Annotated in this window: 16 protein-coding genes; 1 reads left to right on the top strand and 15 read right to left on the bottom strand. The window is 62.5% G+C overall.

Translation table 11 applies throughout. The features are described 5' to 3' along the window. Positions 1 to 25 precede the first annotated feature (25 nt). The 12 genes from AEYBE204_RS31730 to AEYBE204_RS31685 all read right to left on the bottom strand — a co-directional run bounded on the left by AEYBE204_RS31730 (position 26) and on the right by AEYBE204_RS31685 (position 12,465). Positions 26 to 535: a DUF2271 domain-containing protein gene (locus tag AEYBE204_RS31730; protein WP_023462585.1), complete on the bottom strand. Its 510-nt coding sequence runs from the start codon at positions 533 to 535 to the stop codon at positions 26 to 28. A 10-nt stretch (positions 536 to 545) separates the two neighbouring features. Next, a complete protein-coding gene (locus AEYBE204_RS31725) occupies positions 546 to 1,166 on the bottom strand; it encodes a PepSY-associated TM helix domain-containing protein (protein WP_023462584.1) in 621 nt (206 codons plus the stop codon). A gap of 124 nt (positions 1,167 to 1,290) precedes the next feature. Further along, on the bottom strand, positions 1,291 to 2,382 hold the full coding sequence (locus tag AEYBE204_RS31720; RefSeq protein WP_023462583.1) for an alpha-hydroxy acid oxidase: 1,092 nt from the start codon (positions 2,380 to 2,382) through the stop codon (positions 1,291 to 1,293). Further along, positions 2,379 to 3,059: a Fe2+-dependent dioxygenase gene (locus AEYBE204_RS31715; protein WP_023462582.1), complete on the bottom strand. Its 681-nt coding sequence runs from the start codon at positions 3,057 to 3,059 to the stop codon at positions 2,379 to 2,381. Before AEYBE204_RS31715 ends, AEYBE204_RS31720 begins: the two co-directional genes overlap by 4 nt. 127 nt (positions 3,060 to 3,186) lie before the next feature. Continuing rightward, positions 3,187 to 5,409, bottom strand: a complete 2,223-nt coding sequence (locus AEYBE204_RS31710) for a TonB-dependent siderophore receptor (RefSeq protein ID WP_023462581.1) — start codon at positions 5,407 to 5,409, stop codon at positions 3,187 to 3,189. Positions 5,410 to 5,785: 376 nt separating this feature from the next. Next, positions 5,786 to 6,814, bottom strand: coding sequence for a DUF4198 domain-containing protein (locus tag AEYBE204_RS0120385; RefSeq protein ID WP_023462580.1), 1,029 nt, complete (start codon positions 6,812 to 6,814; stop codon positions 5,786 to 5,788). Then, a complete protein-coding gene (locus AEYBE204_RS39555) occupies positions 6,811 to 7,722 on the bottom strand; it encodes an energy transducer TonB (RefSeq protein WP_023462579.1) in 912 nt (303 codons plus the stop codon). The genes AEYBE204_RS0120385 and AEYBE204_RS39555 overlap by 4 nt, the downstream gene beginning before the upstream one ends. A 297-nt stretch (positions 7,723 to 8,019) precedes the next feature. Beyond that, the gene (locus AEYBE204_RS31705) at positions 8,020 to 8,472 is read right to left on the bottom strand and encodes a hypothetical protein (protein ID WP_023462578.1); all 453 of its coding nucleotides are present in this window, start codon (positions 8,470 to 8,472) and stop codon (positions 8,020 to 8,022) included. 260 nt (positions 8,473 to 8,732) lie between these two features. Continuing rightward, entirely contained in the window at positions 8,733 to 9,329 is a 597-nt protein-coding gene (locus tag AEYBE204_RS31700) for a hypothetical protein (protein ID WP_155908375.1), read from the bottom strand. Further along, positions 9,326 to 10,735, bottom strand: coding sequence for a HAMP domain-containing sensor histidine kinase (locus AEYBE204_RS31695; RefSeq protein ID WP_023462576.1), 1,410 nt, complete (start codon positions 10,733 to 10,735; stop codon positions 9,326 to 9,328). The genes AEYBE204_RS31700 and AEYBE204_RS31695 overlap by 4 nt, the downstream gene beginning before the upstream one ends. Positions 10,736 to 10,738: 3 nt before the next feature. Further along, positions 10,739 to 11,452 carry a response regulator transcription factor gene (locus AEYBE204_RS31690; protein WP_023462575.1) on the bottom strand — a complete coding sequence of 238 codons (714 nt, stop codon included), beginning with the start codon at positions 11,450 to 11,452 and terminating at the stop codon, positions 10,739 to 10,741. A 110-nt stretch (positions 11,453 to 11,562) separates the two neighbouring features. After that, a complete protein-coding gene (locus AEYBE204_RS31685; RefSeq protein WP_023462574.1) occupies positions 11,563 to 12,465 on the bottom strand; it encodes a LysR family transcriptional regulator in 903 nt (300 codons plus the stop codon). Positions 12,466 to 12,556: 91 nt separating this feature from the next. On the opposite strand from AEYBE204_RS31685, the gene AEYBE204_RS31680 reads away from it, so the two are divergent. Beyond that, the gene (locus AEYBE204_RS31680) at positions 12,557 to 12,967 is read left to right on the top strand and encodes a cupin domain-containing protein (RefSeq protein WP_023462573.1); all 411 of its coding nucleotides are present in this window, start codon (positions 12,557 to 12,559) and stop codon (positions 12,965 to 12,967) included. A gap of 73 nt (positions 12,968 to 13,040) precedes the next feature. Here the strand turns inward: AEYBE204_RS31680 and AEYBE204_RS31675 are convergent, their stop codons facing one another. The 3 genes from AEYBE204_RS31675 to AEYBE204_RS31665 are packed head-to-tail and all read right to left on the bottom strand — an operon-like array spanning position 13,041 to position 16,716. After that, complete coding sequence (locus AEYBE204_RS31675; RefSeq protein WP_023462572.1) at positions 13,041 to 14,675, bottom strand: pectate lyase; 1,635 nt, start codon at positions 14,673 to 14,675, stop codon at positions 13,041 to 13,043. A 38-nt stretch (positions 14,676 to 14,713) separates the two neighbouring features. Then, a complete protein-coding gene (locus AEYBE204_RS31670) occupies positions 14,714 to 15,430 on the bottom strand; it encodes a LamG-like jellyroll fold domain-containing protein (RefSeq protein WP_031230756.1) in 717 nt (238 codons plus the stop codon). Continuing rightward, positions 15,427 to 16,716 carry an MFS transporter gene (locus AEYBE204_RS31665; RefSeq protein ID WP_031230754.1) on the bottom strand — a complete coding sequence of 430 codons (1,290 nt, stop codon included), beginning with the start codon at positions 16,714 to 16,716 and terminating at the stop codon, positions 15,427 to 15,429. Before AEYBE204_RS31665 ends, AEYBE204_RS31670 begins: the two co-directional genes overlap by 4 nt. Positions 16,717 to 16,922: the final 206 nt, after the last annotated feature.

Genomic DNA, 16,922 nt, shown 5'->3' with positions numbered 1-16,922 from the left:
CCCTGTTTACGGGGAGGTATTAATCTTAAGGCTTATAGGCGAACTTGACTTCGCCGAGTTCCGCCGTGCCCTTGGCCGACGCCGCCGAAGCCTTCTTGCCGTCCCATTTGATCGGTACCTTGACGACTTCGCGGCCGCCGCCTTCGCGCGAGGCCTCGACGTTCAGCACGTAGTCACCGGCGGCGAGGCCCTTGAAGGCCGGGGAATTCGAGTCGAGCTTCACCGTCTGGCGGCCCGGGGCCTTGGTCGCCGAGGTCAGGCCGTCGATCGGCAAGGTCAGGTCACGGCCCGACTTGCGCCACCAGGTGCGGATGTCTTTCAGCCACTTGTCGCCCTTGCCGATCTGATACCAAACGAACAGGTTCGACTTGTGCGCACCGGCGGCGTCTTCGATCCAGCCCGCGACATAGGGCTTATGGTATTCGGCAACGCCAAGGCGCGGCACCTCGACCTCAACGGTAACGGTTCCGGCCTGAGCGGCGCCTACAGCGCCAGCCCCAAGAACGGTCGCCCAAACAGCAGATTTCGCAAACATAGTCGTGTCCTTACGAATGGATAAACAGAAGAAACAGGATGAACGGCACGATGGTGCCGAGGCCGATCAACGGCCAGGTGATCCTGCGACCGCGCGCATAGATCCACAGCAGGCCCAATCCGGTCAGGCAGAAGATGACCGAGGCGATGGCGATGATGTCGATGAACCAGCCCCACGCCGGTCCGGCGTTGCGGCCCTTATGCAGATCGTTAAGGACCGCAATGACGCCGCGATGGCTCTTTTCATAGGTGACGTAGCCCGTATCGCGCTCGATATTCAGCCACTCGTCGAAGCCCGGCCCCGGCAGGGCGAAATAGATTTCGGAGTCCGACACTTCCGGCGCGACTTTCGCCACATCGATACCCGTATCGGCCTTGATCGCGGCGGCCAGATCGGCAGGCACGGCAACCTTGTCCTCGGCCTTGGGCAATAGTGCGATGGTACCGTCCGTCAGGTCTTTTTCCCACGAGGTGACTTGCGGTTTCGCCTCGATCTGCGCTGCGTGGTTGAGCGTGAAACCCGTCACCGAAAACAGGATCATCCCCACCAGACAGAGGGCGGAGGAAATCCAGTGCCACTGCCGCAACTGATTGCGCCAGAAGGACGGGCTGGGTTTGAAGGAAACGGACATCAGGGCCTTATCGGGCTTGGAAATACGGATTGCTAATAATCATTCTCATTATCAACCCCATTCTGTAATGGCAAGCCGACATATCCATAATTACGCCGTCCGCGTGCCGAATCCTGCGCGAACGTCAGAGAAAAAGGTGGTCCGGGCCGATATCGGCCAACGTCTTCGCCCCAGACAGGGCCATGACGATCTCAAGCTCCTCGCGCAGGGTGCGCAGGGCGTGCGCGACCCCCAAGGCACCGGCGGTGGCCAGCGCCTGCACATAGGGCCGCCCGACCATGACGGCGGTCGCCCCCAGCGCTATGGCCTTGAATACGTCGGACCCGCGCCGCACACCGCCATCGAGCAGGATCGGGATGCGGCCCTGAATGATTTCCGCTATGCGCGGCAAGGCGTCGAGGCTGGCCGGAACGGTATCCAGCACCCGTCCCCCGTGGTTCGACACGACGATCCCTGCGGCCCCCAGAGCACGGGCGTGTTCGGCGTCTTCGGGGGCGAGAATGCCTTTGATCAGCACGGGAACCCGCGCCTCTTTCAGCACCCATTCGATGTCTTTCCAGGTCGGCGCGGCGGGCATCAGGCTGTCGAAAATAAGGCTCTCACCGGCGCCCACCTGTGGGACCGGCGGCGTGCCGGGCAGATTCACCGGTGATAACGGCGCGGGCAAAGTGAACCCCGCCCTTTGCTCACGGTTACGCACCCCGGCCAAAGGGGCATCGACCGTCACGACCAATGCGCGGTAGCCTTCGCGTTCGGCCCGGCGGATCAGGTCAAGCGACACGGCGCGATCACGCTGAAGATAAAGCTGGAACCATAGTTGCGCGGTCTGCGCCGCCGCGACCTCTTCGAGCGTGGTGGTAGACAGGGTCGAGAGCACCATAAGCGTCTGCGTCACCGCCGCGCCCAGCGCCGTGGCCAGTTCGCCGCCGGCATGGAACAGCTTCTGATAGGCGACCGGTGCCAGAAAAATCGGATGCTCGTAGGTCTGACCGAACAGGTTCAGCCGCGTATGGCCGCCACCGACCTCCCCCAGCACGCGACCTTTCAGGCGTATGTCCTTGAAGGCGGCGACATTGTCCATCATCGTCCATTCGTCGCCCGCGCCGGAATCGAGATATTCCCATGCCATCGGGCTGAGGCGCTCCCTGGCATAGGGCGCGTAGTCGTTGACCGAGACGATATCCGACGGAATGGCCGTGAGCGGTGGCTTGATCATAGGTCGGCCCACTGACGCAGAAGATTATGATAATGTGCCGTCAAGCCGACGACCTCTTCGGTATCGCCGATCTGTCCGCGCAGGCGCAATATGGTCATGTCGAGTTCGAACAGCATCCGGCGGCGCTCGCCGTCCTTCACCATGCTTTGCGTCCACAAAAACGAGGCCAGACGAATACCCTCGGTCACCGGCTCGACGCGATGCAACGAGGTGGACGGATAGAGGATCGCATCCCCGGCGGCCAGTTTGACCTCGTGCGCGCCGTAGGTGTCCTCGATGATCAGTTCGCCACCTTCATAGTCTTCGGGAGCGTTGAGAAACACCGTCGTCGAGACATCGGTGCGGGCGGTCAGGCCCTTGAACGGATCGCTATGAATGGCGGTATCGACGTGGTTGCCGTAATGGCCGCCGCCCTGATAGGCATTGAAGCGCGGCGTGATCACCACGCGCGGCAGGGCTGCCGACACAAACAGCGGATGACGACGCAGCGCCGCTTCGATGCGGTCGCCCAGTATGCGCGCTTCGGGCGCATCGGCGGGTAGTTGTCGATTCTGCTTGACCTTCTGCGCCATCGGCCCGGCGCTGAGCGCGCCATCGGCCCAGCGCGCCTGCTCAAGCTCAGCACGGATTTCGGCCACCTCGGCAGCGGTCAGGACTTCGGGCAGGTGCAGCAGCATCGGTATCTCGTAACGAAAAAGGCTCCGACCGGAGGGATCGGAGCCAGTAGATCATGAAAGTCCTTGAAGAAAGGTCAAGGGGCGGCGGCGGGGATATAATGCCGCAGACCTTTGAACATCCCTCACCTTAGAACTTGTAGTTCAGGGTCAGAGACGCCGTACGCGGGGCACCGGCAATCAGACGCGCGCCGCCGTTGTTCAGGACCGAGATATATTCCTCATCGGCGATGTTATAGACGTTCAGTTGCAGCGCCGCCTTGGCGGTCAGTTGATACGAACCATAGGCGTCGACGACCCAGTATTCCGGGATCTTGGCCATGTTCGTGGTCGCAGGCGTTTCGCCGACCGTCAGGTCGCGCTTCTGCTCGCCCATATAACGCGCACCGCCGCCCAGCTTGATCTTGTCCGAGAACGCGTAGGTGGACCAGAACGAGCCCGACACTTCCGGCGACCAGCGCGTGGTAGCGCCAACCGTGCCGCCCTCTTTCTGCTTGTCGTCCATGGTCTGGATACCGCCGGTGATGTTCCACTTGTCGGTGATCTGACCGTTCAAGCCGAACTCGAAGCCCTTGATTTCACGGTCGCCGTAGTTTTCGGCGAAACCGTCACCATCGGTATCCTGCACCAGCTGGTTGGTCAGGTTGGTCTTGTACCAGGCGCCGGTCAGGCCGAGGCGGCCCGCGAACAGGTCCCACTTGGCACCCACTTCGAGGTTCTTGGTCTCCGACGGATCGACATTGGCGTTGTTGATATTGACCGCGGTCGAGGACAGGGTCCCGGCATTGCCCGGAGGCGTCAGCGAGGTGGCGTAGGATACATAGACCGAGCCGTTCGGGGTCGGCTTATAGACCAGACCGGCCTTGTAAGCGCTGATCGATCTGGCGGCCTTGAGATCGGCGGTCTTGGTGCCCGTGCTGGTATGGGTCGAATATTCGATGCGATAGGAGTCCGAACGGAAACCGAGATTGACGATCCACTTTTCATTGAAGGTCAGGGTGTCGAAAGCATAGATCGACGCCACCTGCGAGTCGCTGATCGTCCACGCCGTGCCGGTCGCCGTCCCGATCAGGTTCAACGGGGCCATGACGTCGTTGGCGTTCGGGTTATACAGGTTGGCGTTCGGCGTCGTGCCGACCGTACCATAGGTGCCGACATTGGTCGTCTCATCCGAATATTCGAAACCGAAGACGAGGTCGTGCGTCACGGAGCCGGTCGTGAAGCTGGTGACGAAATTCGAGACGTTGTTGAAGGTCTCGGCCTTCTGGCCGACGCGCTGACGCGAACGGGCCAGGGTCCAGGTTGAGGGGTTGGACACGGTGGTCGCCGTGATGCCGTTGACGCCCGTCAGGACGCGCTCCAGCGAGGTGTTCGACCAGCGCGCCACGTTGGTGAAATAGATGCCGGCGTCGAAGTCGTGCTCGAACTTGGCCGTGACCGAGCCCTGCTCCTGCTTCTCGTAGTCGTTGACGCTGCCGTAATAGTTCTCGACGCGCACCTTCGGCGCGTTGCGCACTTCGGCGGTGGCGTTGTAGAAGCCCGGCCAGCCAATCGACGAGATGCCGCCGTCCGGCGTATTGTCGTTGTTCAGATACTGACCCGACAGGTGGAAGCGGGTCTTGGTCTCAAGGCCGATGCCGTAGGCGGCGGCGACGCCGTAGCCCGAACGCTTCACGAAATCGCGGCCCGCCGTGTCGATATCCTGCGACAGGACGTTGAGGCGCAGGGCGCTGGTTTCGCCGATCGCCTTGTTGACGTCGGCCGTAGCACGGTAACCGCCCTGGCTGTAGGCGGTGGCCGAAGCCGAGGCCGCGTCGTCTAGCGAAGCCTGCTTGGTCGAGACGTTGATATAGCCCGACGACGAACCGCGGCCCGAATCGGCGCCACCGGCGCCCTTGACGACTTCGATCTGCTCGATATTGAAGGTATCGCGCGTGGCGACGCCACGGTCGCGCAGACCGTCGACCAGCAACGAACCCGACATGTCGAAGCCGCGCATCTGGAAGGTATCGCCCGAAGACGTGTTGCCGTTTTCGCCCATCTGCATGGTGATGCCCGGCGTATTGCGCAGGGCTTCCATCAGGGTCGTCGCCTGCTGCTCCTGAATGACTTCCTTCTTGATGACCTGAACGGTCTTCGGGGTATCGACCAGCGCCTGGGTTTGCTTCGGCGACGACACGACATCGGCCTTATAGGCGTTCTCTTCGGCGGTGACGGTCACGCCGTCCAGCTTCTTGTCGGTCTTTTCTTGCGCAATAGCAGCGGACGACAGCGCCGGGACGGCGGCAGCGGCCAAAAGCGCCGCGCTCAGATAACGGTTGGCGCCGTGCTTGCGGTTACGGATGTGAGTCATGAGTGTCTCTTTTTGTTAGGCCGCGTCAGGAAGGCGACGGAGCCGAAATGAAGGCGATCAGAGCGGGCATACGCCCCGCGTCCGAACGCCTGAAGAGGTGGCCCCTGTACGCGGGCCGGATATGAAAAACGGGATCTCGGTGAGATTGCGAATAATTATTAGGTGCCAATAAAGATTTGCGAATGCATTGCAACATCTAATTGACAAAAGTTTTCAGGATTGACACGACTCCCTGCGAGTGTGTCGCAAAATCAACACCATTGTTGACAATTCGGTCGAATAGCGAACAGAAAAAGGCCGGAGCCGCAGGCGCCCACACGCCCGCCACTCCGGCCTCAACCCTTTGTGTGCAAAGGGCTTATCCTGTTTTTTCGTCTTAGTACGGCAGAACTTCGACCGTCAGCGCGTAGGATGAACGCAGCGGCACCATGTCGCGGGGAATGCCGCCGCCCATGCCGCCCTGACGACCACCCATACCTTGACCACCTTGACCCTGAGCGCCGGGACCGCCGGCGCCTTGACCCGCCTGACCCTGGCCCTGCGGACGCGGGGCACCTTCGCCGCCTTGAGCCTGACCTTGCTGGCCTTGGGGACGCTGACCGCCCTGGCCACCGGCTGCCGGACCATGATCGTCGTCATCGGCTTCCGGACGCGGCGGATAGGAGGTGTTGAGGTAATAGGCGCCGCCGAATTTCCAGTCGATGGCGATCGTGCCTTCGGCATCCGCCGTCACCGTCTGGTCGCCCAGTTCGCCACGGAAGCGCACGCCGCCGGGGGTTACCTTGACCTTGAGGTTCGGCACGGGCTTGCCGTCGAGCAGAACGCGGAACTTCGCCTTTTCGCCGACGACGAAATCGGTCGTCGGTTGCAGCGGGAACAGTTCGAGACCCTTGCCGACCGGCTTGATTTCCGAGGGTTTACCGGCCGTCACGAAGGTTTCGACGCGGCCGAAGTTGCGGCTGATCTTGAGCTCGGCAGCATTGGCCGGGACGTCGGTCTTGAGCGTTTCTTCGGTGCCGCGGAAGACCTTGGTTTCCTCACCGACCTTGTAGGTAGCGACGACCGAGGCGTTGACCGAGGCGATACGATAGGTACCGGGCGTCGCCAGCTTGACGTCGAAGGTCGAACGCAGCTTGCCCGTCGACGGGCTTTCCGGCTGGATCAACGAACCGTCCGGCGCGCTGATGACGATATTGGTCAGGCGCATGGCGTTGTGATCGGCGTAGAACAGGCCGTTCGAGGTGGCCGCGTCGACCGTCACATAGGTCGGACGCTCCGGGTTGGTCGAGGCCTCGACCTGAGTCGCAGACGGCAGCAGCCACTGGCTGTGCGCCATCGCGGCAGGCGCGGCGGCCAGCAGGCCTAGCACGGCGGTGGTTGCCATAAGGCGCTTCATAACGCTCATTGATCATCTCCTTGAGTATTTCGGTCGGGGCGGCCTTGACCGCGTCCATCTGGATTACGTTTGTCATCGCGCGGGCCGCGATCGTCACCACGGGGGCCATCACGACCGTCTGTTCGACCGTCCGGGCCGCCCCGGTCCGGACCACCGCCACGCTTCCTGAAGCCGAAGGTGATCGGCACCGTGGCCCACGAATCGACCGGCTTGCCGCCCTGAGTCGCTGGCTTGAAGCGCCAGCGCTGCACGGCGGCGGCGGCGGCATTGTCCAGCCGCATCGAGCCGCTCGACTGCTTGATCTGTACGTCGCCGACGCTGCCGTCGCCGCGCACCTGAAGGCGCAGGACGACCGTGCCTTCTTCGTGGCGGGCCTTAGCCTGCGGCGGATAGGGCGGCGACGGATTGTTGGTAAGGGCCGAGTCGACATCGACGGCCACGAAATCGTTCTTGGGCCCGGCCACGGCACCAGGCGGCGCGGGCGGGCCCTTGGCCACTTCCGGCGGCGACGGCGCCTGAGACACGACGCGCTCCTCGGTCTTCACCGGCGGCAGCGGCAGGGGCGGTACATCCTGAAAAATGGGCGTCGGCGTTTCACGCGGCTGAAGGATCGGCTTGGTGTCGGGCGGTGGCGGCGGTGGCGGTGTTTGCGGCGTCTCTTCGGGCGTTGGCAGCGGCCCCATACTGACCAGAATGGCCTCCGCCTCGTCCTGCTTGTATTCCGGCAGGACGAACTGCGTCGTAATGACATAGGCGGCAATCGCCGCGTGGAAGCCGATGGAGAGTCCGATGGCCCACGCCAGACCGGCATTGATCTTCTTTTTGATCGCAGGTGAACCGGCCCGTGTCGGTGACGCCACGTGGCGCGGCAAGGCGCCCTCCCCGGCCAGACCTTCGGTTATACCCTGAACGCTCATCGCTTGTAGATCGCCCGTATCACGTCATTAACACTTGTGGGTTTGCCGTAACACTCTTGCAACTCATTCGCAAGGCAATCCTGATAATGTGTCTCAGTTTTATTCGCACTGCGGTAATATAACACATTATTGACGCGCATCCGATTCCAAAATCGCCGCACACTTTTTTGGGATGCGCTTGCTCGTTCTTTGACGCGCATCCGATGCCAAAAACCGCTGCACACTTTTTGGGATGCGCTTGAACACAAAAAAAGCCCCGCATCGCTGCGGGGCTTTTTCGATATGAGAACCAAAAACTTACGAATTGTCGCCGGTGATGACCTTGACCAGTTTCAGCGTGTCGCCCAGCGCCGCTTCGGTCACCTTTTCACAGGCGGCCTTGCCTTCGGCCTCGGTGGCGTTCGGCATCTTGAGGAATTCGCGCCAGCAGGTCTTGGTATCCGGGCACAGTTGCTTGGCCTGGTCCTCGATCAGGTTGATGAATTCCTTGGTCTTGGCCTCGTCTTCCGAGATCTTCAGGGTCAGCTGGTAGGAGATATCCTTGACCTGATTGTAGATATCGACGCCCTGCACGCCCTGACAGATATAAGCGACCTGCATCGAGAGCATCAGGCTTTCCGGCAGCTTGCCTGCGGCCTCGACGGCCGGAGACGCGGTCGGGGCAGGCGTCGGTGCCGGGGCCTGAGCATAGGCCTGCGGGCCGAAGGAGATGAGCGAGAGCGCGGCGACGGCGGCGACCAGGCGTTTCATGGGCAAAGGTCCTTATGGAAATCGTTTGGAATATCTACTGACCTTGAGCACCATGCCGCGGGCCGCATTTTCGCCACAAACCTAAACATGTCCGTCGTCAGCGTCTATAAAATTTACGCGGATTGGAATGAAAAGGCCGGTGGGCTGTGTCTCCTGAATGACATGTCCGGATGAGACCTGCATCTTACATTGACTGTAAGGCGCTTTTATCGCTCAGGATTTTGCTTGTCGCACACCCCCTGTGTCGTCGCCGACACAGTTTAATTCATCACAAGGTAGAACTTGGCGGGTTTGCGAGAGGTATTGACGACCGTGATCGACGACGGTGCGGTATAGACCGGCACCCAGCGACAGCCGAGATTTTCCGACGATGCGGTAACCGCACACACCTCGTCGCCCTCATCGTCGATCACCCGGAGCGATAGGGCGGCACCCGGCGCGGGTACGACCAGAATATCGGCCATCTGTCCGCCGGCAAAGCTTTGCCGCGTCGTGAATTTACCGTTGGCGGCGATCTTGCCGGATTTGTAGGCCGGGCCGAGCAGCAGCCCGCGCGAGGCATAGAAGGTCTTGGGCAGTTTCGCGCCCATCGTCTGGGCGTCCCTGATCCATACGCGCACCAGATCGGCATCGCCGGTATCCGGCCGCGCTCCGCTGCGGGCCAGGGCCAGTGCCGCCTTCAGCAACGCCTCGCCGTCGCCGCGCGCCTGGGCTTCGAGGCCGTCGCGCAGGATATCGCCCACCGCCACCGACACCTCGCGCTCCTGCGCCGACGCCAGCTGTACACTGGACAGGCCGGTACTGGACAAAACGAGGGCGGCGACACAGCCCTTCAGCACCCGACTCCCCCGGCTCATGCCACCTCTCCACCAACCCGACCTCTGGCGACCACGAAGCGCGCACCGCGCTGTCCGGTCGTCGCATCCATATGCGCGTCTTCGACTTTTAGGCCGAGATCGTGGCGTTCGGCAATGGCTTTTACCAGCGCCAGCCCCAAACCGTGTCCCTTCTGGGCTGGTTGGCCGTCCGATGTGGCAATCCGGCGATAGCGTTCGAAAATCCTTGATTTTTCCGCGTCGGGGACACCCGCCCCGTCGTCCTCGACCACGATCACCGGCCCTGGCTTGACGCTCAGGCGGATTTCCTGCCCGTCCGCGCCATATTTCAAAGCGTTATCAAGCAGATTGACCATCAGGCGCGACATCTGCATAGCATCGGCGCGCATCGTCACGCCCTCGTCTATGTCGCAGACCAGCCGCAGGCCGGCGTCTTCGGCGCTCAGTTCGTAAAGCTCGGCGATCGAGCGGGCGACTTCGGAAATATCGATCTCGTCCAGCGCCTTGACGCCGCCGCTCTGGGCCTCGGCCGAGGCGATGTCGAGCAGGGCATCGAGCAGGCGCAGCAGGGTGCGGATGCGCTCCAATGCGCTGTCGAGCGGCTTGAGCACCGCCGGGTCCGTGCTGGCCGACTGCGCCAGACGGATGTCGCGTTCGACGCTCATCAGGGGCGTGCGCGTTTCGTGCGCCGTGTGGTCCGACACATCGCGCTGAGCCTTCATCAGGCGATGGATGCGGGCGGTGGCGGCATTGACGTGCTGCCCCAGTTGATCCAGTTCGTCGCCGTCGGGACGTACCGTGGCGCGGGCGTCGAGCTGCCCGGTTTCCAGCGCGTCGAACACGGCGTTCAGATTGTCCACGCGGGTGCGCAACTTCCGCGAGGCATAACCGGAAATGAAGATCGACGCAGCGACCATCAGGCCCAGCGCGATCAGAAACAGGTTGCGCACCTGCGCCAGGGTCGCCTGCAACATAGCGTCTGAGCGCCCGGCGATCAGGACATAGCCACCGCGCAGGGTCGTGGCGCGCGCCTCGCCCGTCACCGCCGTCCCGTCATCTTCGCCCAGCACAACCTTTCCGACCTCGGACTTCACCGGATCGAGCCGCAGTGCGGTGGTGATATTGCCGGCCAGTGCCTTGCCCGACGGATCGCGCAGCACATAATAGGGTTGTTCGGCGCGCGTCGGCGCCAGATCGAGCCGCGCCGACAGCGCCCCTAGCAGACCGTCGGCGCCTTGCGCGCCGTAGATATCAACCAGCCCGGCCAGATCGGTATCGATCGTCTGGCGAATCGCCGCCTCGCCCTGCTGGCGCAGACCGGCATAGACCAGCGCGAAGGCCGCGGCGCAGACGACGACCGAAGCGGCGACCAGCCGCAGCGTCAGAGGTCGGGTCAGGCTGCGGGTAAAGACGGTGAAAAAGGCCATTCCCTACCCCGCTTTCGGGGTCTGGACGCGCAGGAGACGAAAGCCCGCGCCGCGCACGGTTTCCAGCACCGGCTGGGTAAAACCCTCTTCGAGGCGGTTGCGCAGACGGCTCATATTGACGTCGATGACATTGGTCTGCGGGTCGAAATTGAGCTTCCACACCTTTTGCAGCAGCATGTCGCGGGTGACGGTGTCGCCTGCGTGGTCCATGAGCAGCTTGAGGATGTCGTATTCCTTGGGGCTGAGCGCCAGATGCTTGCCCGCGCGATAGGCGGTGCGCGATTTGACGTGCAGTTCGATGTCGCCGAACAGCATGACGGCCGAATGGACCTGATTTTTCGAGCGGCGCAGCAGGGCCTTGACCCGCGCGATCAGTTCATGGGCATCGAACGGCTTGCCCAGATAGTCGTCGGCCCCGCCTTCGAGACCATCGACGCGGTTTTCGCTGCGCGACAGGGCCGACAACATGAGGACCGGCGTCGGTACGCCCGCGGCGCGCAGTTGCGCCAGCACCTCGATACCGCTGATCCCCGGCAACATGCGGTCGAGGATGATCAGGTCGTAGGCCGTCTCTCCGGCCTCGCTCAGACCTTTTTCGCCGTCCGCGCACCAGGTGATGACAAACCCTTCCGGCTCCAGCGTCTCGCGAATGATGCGCGCGCTGTCGGCTTCGTCTTCGATCAGCAGCAATTGCGCCGGAGGAGTCTGGGTCGTCATGAACTCGGGTACCGTTCTTATGGATTTCGAGAGTCAGTTAAACCGCCAAACCGCCGTTCGCGCAATTTACAAAGGTTGTTATGTTTGCAATCACCCCCTGAACAGGGGGGTTATTTGTGCCGATATGCCGCCCTTAGCGCATCGAGCAACACGGTAAAGGCCGGGGTGTTCTGCCGACGGCTGGGGTAATAGAGGTGATAGCCGGAAAACGGCGGACACCAGTCGGCCAGCACACGAATCAGACGCCCGTCGTCGATTTCCGCCCGCACCACATCCATCGGCAAACAGGCGAGCCCAAGGCCGCGCACCGCCGCGCTGACCACCTGACGGCCGGTGTTAAAGATAAGCTGTCCGTCGACGCGCACGTTCAGTTCGCGCCCGCCCTGTTCCAGTTCCCAGGCATAGAGCCCGCCGCGCGTCGGCAGCCGCAGATTGATGCAGTTGTGCGCGATCAGATCCGGCGGGGTCAGGGGATGCGGGTGCCGTTCGAAATAGGTGGGCGACGCCACGACCGCCATTTCGAGGTCCGGGCCGATGCGCACGGCGATCATGTCCCTGGCTACCTGTTCACTCAGCCGGATACCGGCATCGTAGCGTTCGGACACGATATCGGTCAGACCCAGATCGACCGTTACCTCGACGCGGATATCAGGATAGAGCGGCAGGATTTTCTCCAGCGCCGGCATCAACAAATGCTCCGCCGCGTGTTCACCGCTGGTGATGCGGATCGTCCCGGCAGGGGTATCGCGCAGGTCGCTCAAGGCGGCCAGCTCGGCGTCGATCTCGTCGAACTTGGGGCCTATGGTGTTTAGGAGATGCTCACCGGCTTCGGTCGGGGCCACGCTGCGCGTCGTGCGCGTCAGCAAGCGCACGCCCAAACGTGCCTCCAGTCCGCGCAGCGTATGGCTGAGCGCCGATTGCGACACGCCCAGTCTGGCGGCGGCCTTGGTAAAGCTGCCGTCGCGCGCCACGGCGATGAAGGCCATCAGGTCGTTCAGATTTTCGCGCGCCATTGATGAGCCCTGATCATAAGTCCATGCGCATCTTAGCGGCTAATGGCGGCAAAGCCTATCCTGTATATCTGGCCAAAAAGGAGACAAACCCATGCAAATCGTTCGCCGCATCGACTGGCAGGCCTCGCAAAAAGGGCCGGAGGCCTATTTTACGGGGTCGGTGCGCATCGATCCGCTCTTCCCGGCGCAGGAAGGCTCACGCGTGACCGGCGCCCTGGTCACCTTCGAGCCCGGCGCACGCACGGCGTGGCACACCCATCCGCTGGGTCAGAATCTGATCGTCGTCTCCGGTATCGGCTGGACGCGGTGCGAGGGCGGTCCCAAACAGGAAATTCGTGCGGGCGACGTCGTATCCTGCCCGTGCCATCGGCGGCACTGGCACGGCGCGACCGCCAGCAATGGCATGAGCCACATCGCCATTACCGAAGCGCTCGACGGGGTGCCCGTGACGTGGATGGAAAAGGTCAGCGACGCCGACTATCTGGCGGAGGTGACACCTTGAGCGCGTCGCAACTGGCATTAAAAAACCGGACACAGCGCGGGCTGTGTCCGGTTTTTATTTTTCAGTCTCAGCCCTAGGCCTTGGCAACTGTGGGCAGGCCGCGGATCAGCGTCCCCATATTGGCCACGAAGACCGCCGTCGAAATCCCCAGCGACGGTTTGGGATCGGTGAAGGCCGAGGTATCCGTCACATCCCCGACGTGGGTCGTCGCATAGTCACCCGGTGCCGGTGCATCGGTCGAGTCGCGCGTGTAACGGTAGCTGGTCGATTTGAGCGGTGTCAGCCAGATGCCGTCGGCATCGACCGAGGTCAGGACCTTGCTCACCTCATCCGGGGTCGACGGCTTCACGGTTTGTACAGCGTCCGTGCGCAGATCCTCGAAGCCCACCTCCTTGAAGGTGAAGTAGCGCGGCAGCGGCTTGCGACCGCCCTTGAGCGGCGAGGTCTTGGTCAGCTCCGCCGGATCGATCTTCATCAAGGCGTCGTAGCGCTTGCGCAGCGCCGCCGGATTGATGCCGCGGAAGGAGCTGTAGTGGGCGATGGTGCGGTTGATATCGCCATTGGCGTAGTATTCGCCATTGACGACGTTCGAGCCCTTGCGGTGGATGAACATAGGCTTGCCGGTGCCGATCTCGATAAAGGTCGGGTAGCGCTGCTGCGGGTCGAACGACGCGGGCAGGCGGATCGATTCGAGCCAGTCGAAGGCTTCCGGCAGACGCGCCATGAACTTCGGATCGCCCGTCAGTTCGTAGAAGTCCATCATCAGCTGGCAATTGCCCTGCGTGGTGTGCGAGACCATCGCAGGCGGCTCATAGGTACGCGCTCCGGTGGGCTTGAGGTCGGCGACCGTGTGCTGAAGGCCCCAGCCGGCCTGCGGTTTCGGCTGCTGGGCCTTGGCGAAGCAGTCCATGCCGCGCGCAATGGGGTCGAGCGCGCGTTTGTCGCCCAGCGTCTGCCAGACCATGATCAGGAATTCGATATTTTCCGCCGACACGTCGTCGTTGAAGGTCACCAGCGACGTATAGTCCGGGCGACCGTGGTGGTGGAATTCGTCTTTCAACGGGAAGCGCTGCGGCCAACCGCCATTCTTGTACTGGCTGTCGAGGACGAACTTGATGACCTTGTCGAGCGAGTCCTTGTAGCGCGGGTTCTTCTTTTCGAGATAGATGCGCAACATGAACTTGGCGACGTCGGAGGTACACGAATCGTCGAAGGTGCCGTTGCCGTAATAGTGCTGGAACTCCTCCAGACGCCAGGCGTTCTTGCCGATGGTGTCGTACCACTTTTTCAGCGAGGCCTCGCCTTTCAGATCGAACAGGTAGTTCCAGCCGCCGCTCGGCAACTGCCCGCGGATCAGGACGTCGGCGGCCTTGGCGGCGGCTTGGTAGAAGTATTCGTCGCCCGTGGCGTGATAGGCGTCGAGATAGAGCTGACCGACCAGCGGCGTGCCGGGGTTCTGAATCCACACCGACGACCGATAGGCCTCGATCTCGCCCCACTCGCGCGAACGGTCCGGCAGGGTCTGCCAGACATAACCGCCCTCGTGGCTGACCTTATCGACCATATAACGCGCTGCCTTGCGCATGGCGGCCTTGATGGCGGTGGGGTCGGCGGGCTGAGCTTGCGCCAGAACCGGGGTAGCGGCGACGGCGGCCAGAGCGGCAGCGCTCGACAGCAGATGGCGGCGGGAAAGCGAGAGGTGCGACATAGGGAGACTCCTTCGGCCCAATGGGGACCGGATAGGTATTATTTGCGTAATTTCAGAAACTTTTCATGCGGAACGAAGCTTGGCGTGAAGCGCGCCGTGGCGATAGCCCCCTTGAACGGATTGACGCCGTTCAGGCGGATGCCCGCCGACGACCGGCCCGGCCCCTGCGGCGTGAAGGCGATCGCCGCCTCCCCTTGCAGCACGCCGTCGACATAGGCGCGGTAGGCCGTGCCGTCATAGGTCTGGGCCACGTGATACCACTGCCCGACCGGGAACAGTTTTTCGGGGAAGATCAGGGTCTGCTTGTAGCCCGGTCCGGTGACGAAGGTGTCGAGATACCACTTGTCCTCGACGACGCGGATTTCGAACAGGAAGCGCGTGCCGTTCGGCACCACCTTGGGATCGGCTTTCGGATCGACCTCGGCCAGATGGAACCAGCGCTGTTCGAACACACCGCCGTCCGGGCGGAAGATGGCCTCGAAGGCGAAGGTCTTCGCCCCGGCCAGCGGGTGTTCGTCAAAAAACAGGGCGTCATCGACACCGTCGAACTGCACGGCCTTACCCTGCGGTGAGTCGATCACCACCGGGTTGCCCTGCACGCGTGGGGTCAATCCACCGATGCGGTCCAGCCGGTCGAAGGTCCAGACTTTCGCCTTCGTCTGTGGCTTCATCGGCTCCATGGCGGCGGCGACGCTGGCGGAACCGGCAACGGCCGCGCCCGCCACCATTACCTGCCTCCGGTCGAGACGGCTCATGACTGTGCCTCACCGGGGATCTTGACCGGCGTCATCTTCGGCATAAGCAAGTGTACGGCCAGCAGGGCGAGGAAGTAACCGCCCGCCGCATAGACGAAGATAGGCGTATAGCTGCCGATCTTGTCGAGCACAAAGCCCGCATACTTGGCCATGGCCATACCGCCGAAGGCCCCGAACATGCCGCCGATACCAACGACCGAGCCTACCGCGCCGTTCGGAAACACGTCCGACGGCAGGGTATAGAGGTTGGCCGAAAAGCCCTGATGCGCGGCGGTCGCCACGCCGATGATCAGCACCGCGACCCACAGATTGTCGGCCAGCGCCGCCGCACCCACCGGCAGGGCGAGAGTCGCACAGATAAGCATGGTGATCTTGCGCGCCTTGTTGACGCTCCAGCCGCGCTTGATGAACTGCGACGATAGCCAGCCGCCGCTCACCGAACCGATGTCAGACAAGAGATAGATGGCGACCAGCGGCGGGCCGAAGGTCTTGAGGTCGAGGCCGTGGCGCTTATGCAGGAAATCCGGCAGCCAGAACAGGAACATCCACCAGATCGGGTCGATCAGGAACTTGCCCGCCGCATAGGCCCAGGTTTCACGCGTGCGCATGACCTTGAGCCACGAGATTTTCTGTACCTGCACGACCGGGTCCTGCTCGATGTGAGCCAGTTCGGCGGCATTGACCTTGGGGTGTTCGCGCGGGCGGCGGTACATCAACCACCAGATCGGCAGCCAGATCAGGCCCAGCGCCCCGGTGACGATGAACGCGGCTTTCCAACCATAGGCGATGGTGATTGCCGGGATGACGAGCGGCGTGACGATGGCACCGATATTGGTCCCGGCATTGAACAGGCCCATGGCGAAGGCGCGTTCGGCCTTGGGGAACCATTCCGACACGGCCTTGACGCCGCCGGGGAAGGCCCCGCCCTCACCGATACCGAGGAAGACGCGGGCGATGATGGCATCCTTGAGCGACGACATACCGGCGTGGGCGATGTGCGCCGCCTGCCAGATCAGGAAGGCGACCGAAAAGCCGACGCGCGCCCCAAAACGGTCCACGATGCGCCCGAAAGCGAGATAAGAAATGGCGTAGGCGAACTGGAACCAGAAGATCAGGTCGGCATAATTGGTTTCCGACCAGCCGAATTCCCCCTCCAGATGCGGCTTGAGCAGGCCGACGGTCTGACGGTCGACATAGTTGATGACCATCGCCGTGAACAGCAGGGCGACGACGACCCAACGGTATTTAGTGGCTCCGGCGGGAGCGGAGGTTGGGGGGGCTTCCATGCGTGTCGGACCTCAACTGTGACTTGGAGCCGCGCAAACCTTTGCACGGGCAAACGGAAATGAATGGCGTGGGGCGTGAGGCGCACCGGACCCCTGCCGCTTAAATCGTGCGGGCAGTCGGAATCCTGCGGTGATGCACCGAAAAAATGTAGTCCTGGGTTCCTCTTGTTCGCCCTGTAAGGCCATGACCGGCTACGGCCATTTTT

It is taken from the genome of Asticcacaulis sp. YBE204, from assembly GCF_000495855.1.
Classification (GTDB): Bacteria; Pseudomonadota; Alphaproteobacteria; order Caulobacterales; family Caulobacteraceae; genus Asticcacaulis.
Note: the sequence above shows the minus strand (reverse complement) of the source record. Positions and strands in the feature narration are given on the sequence as shown.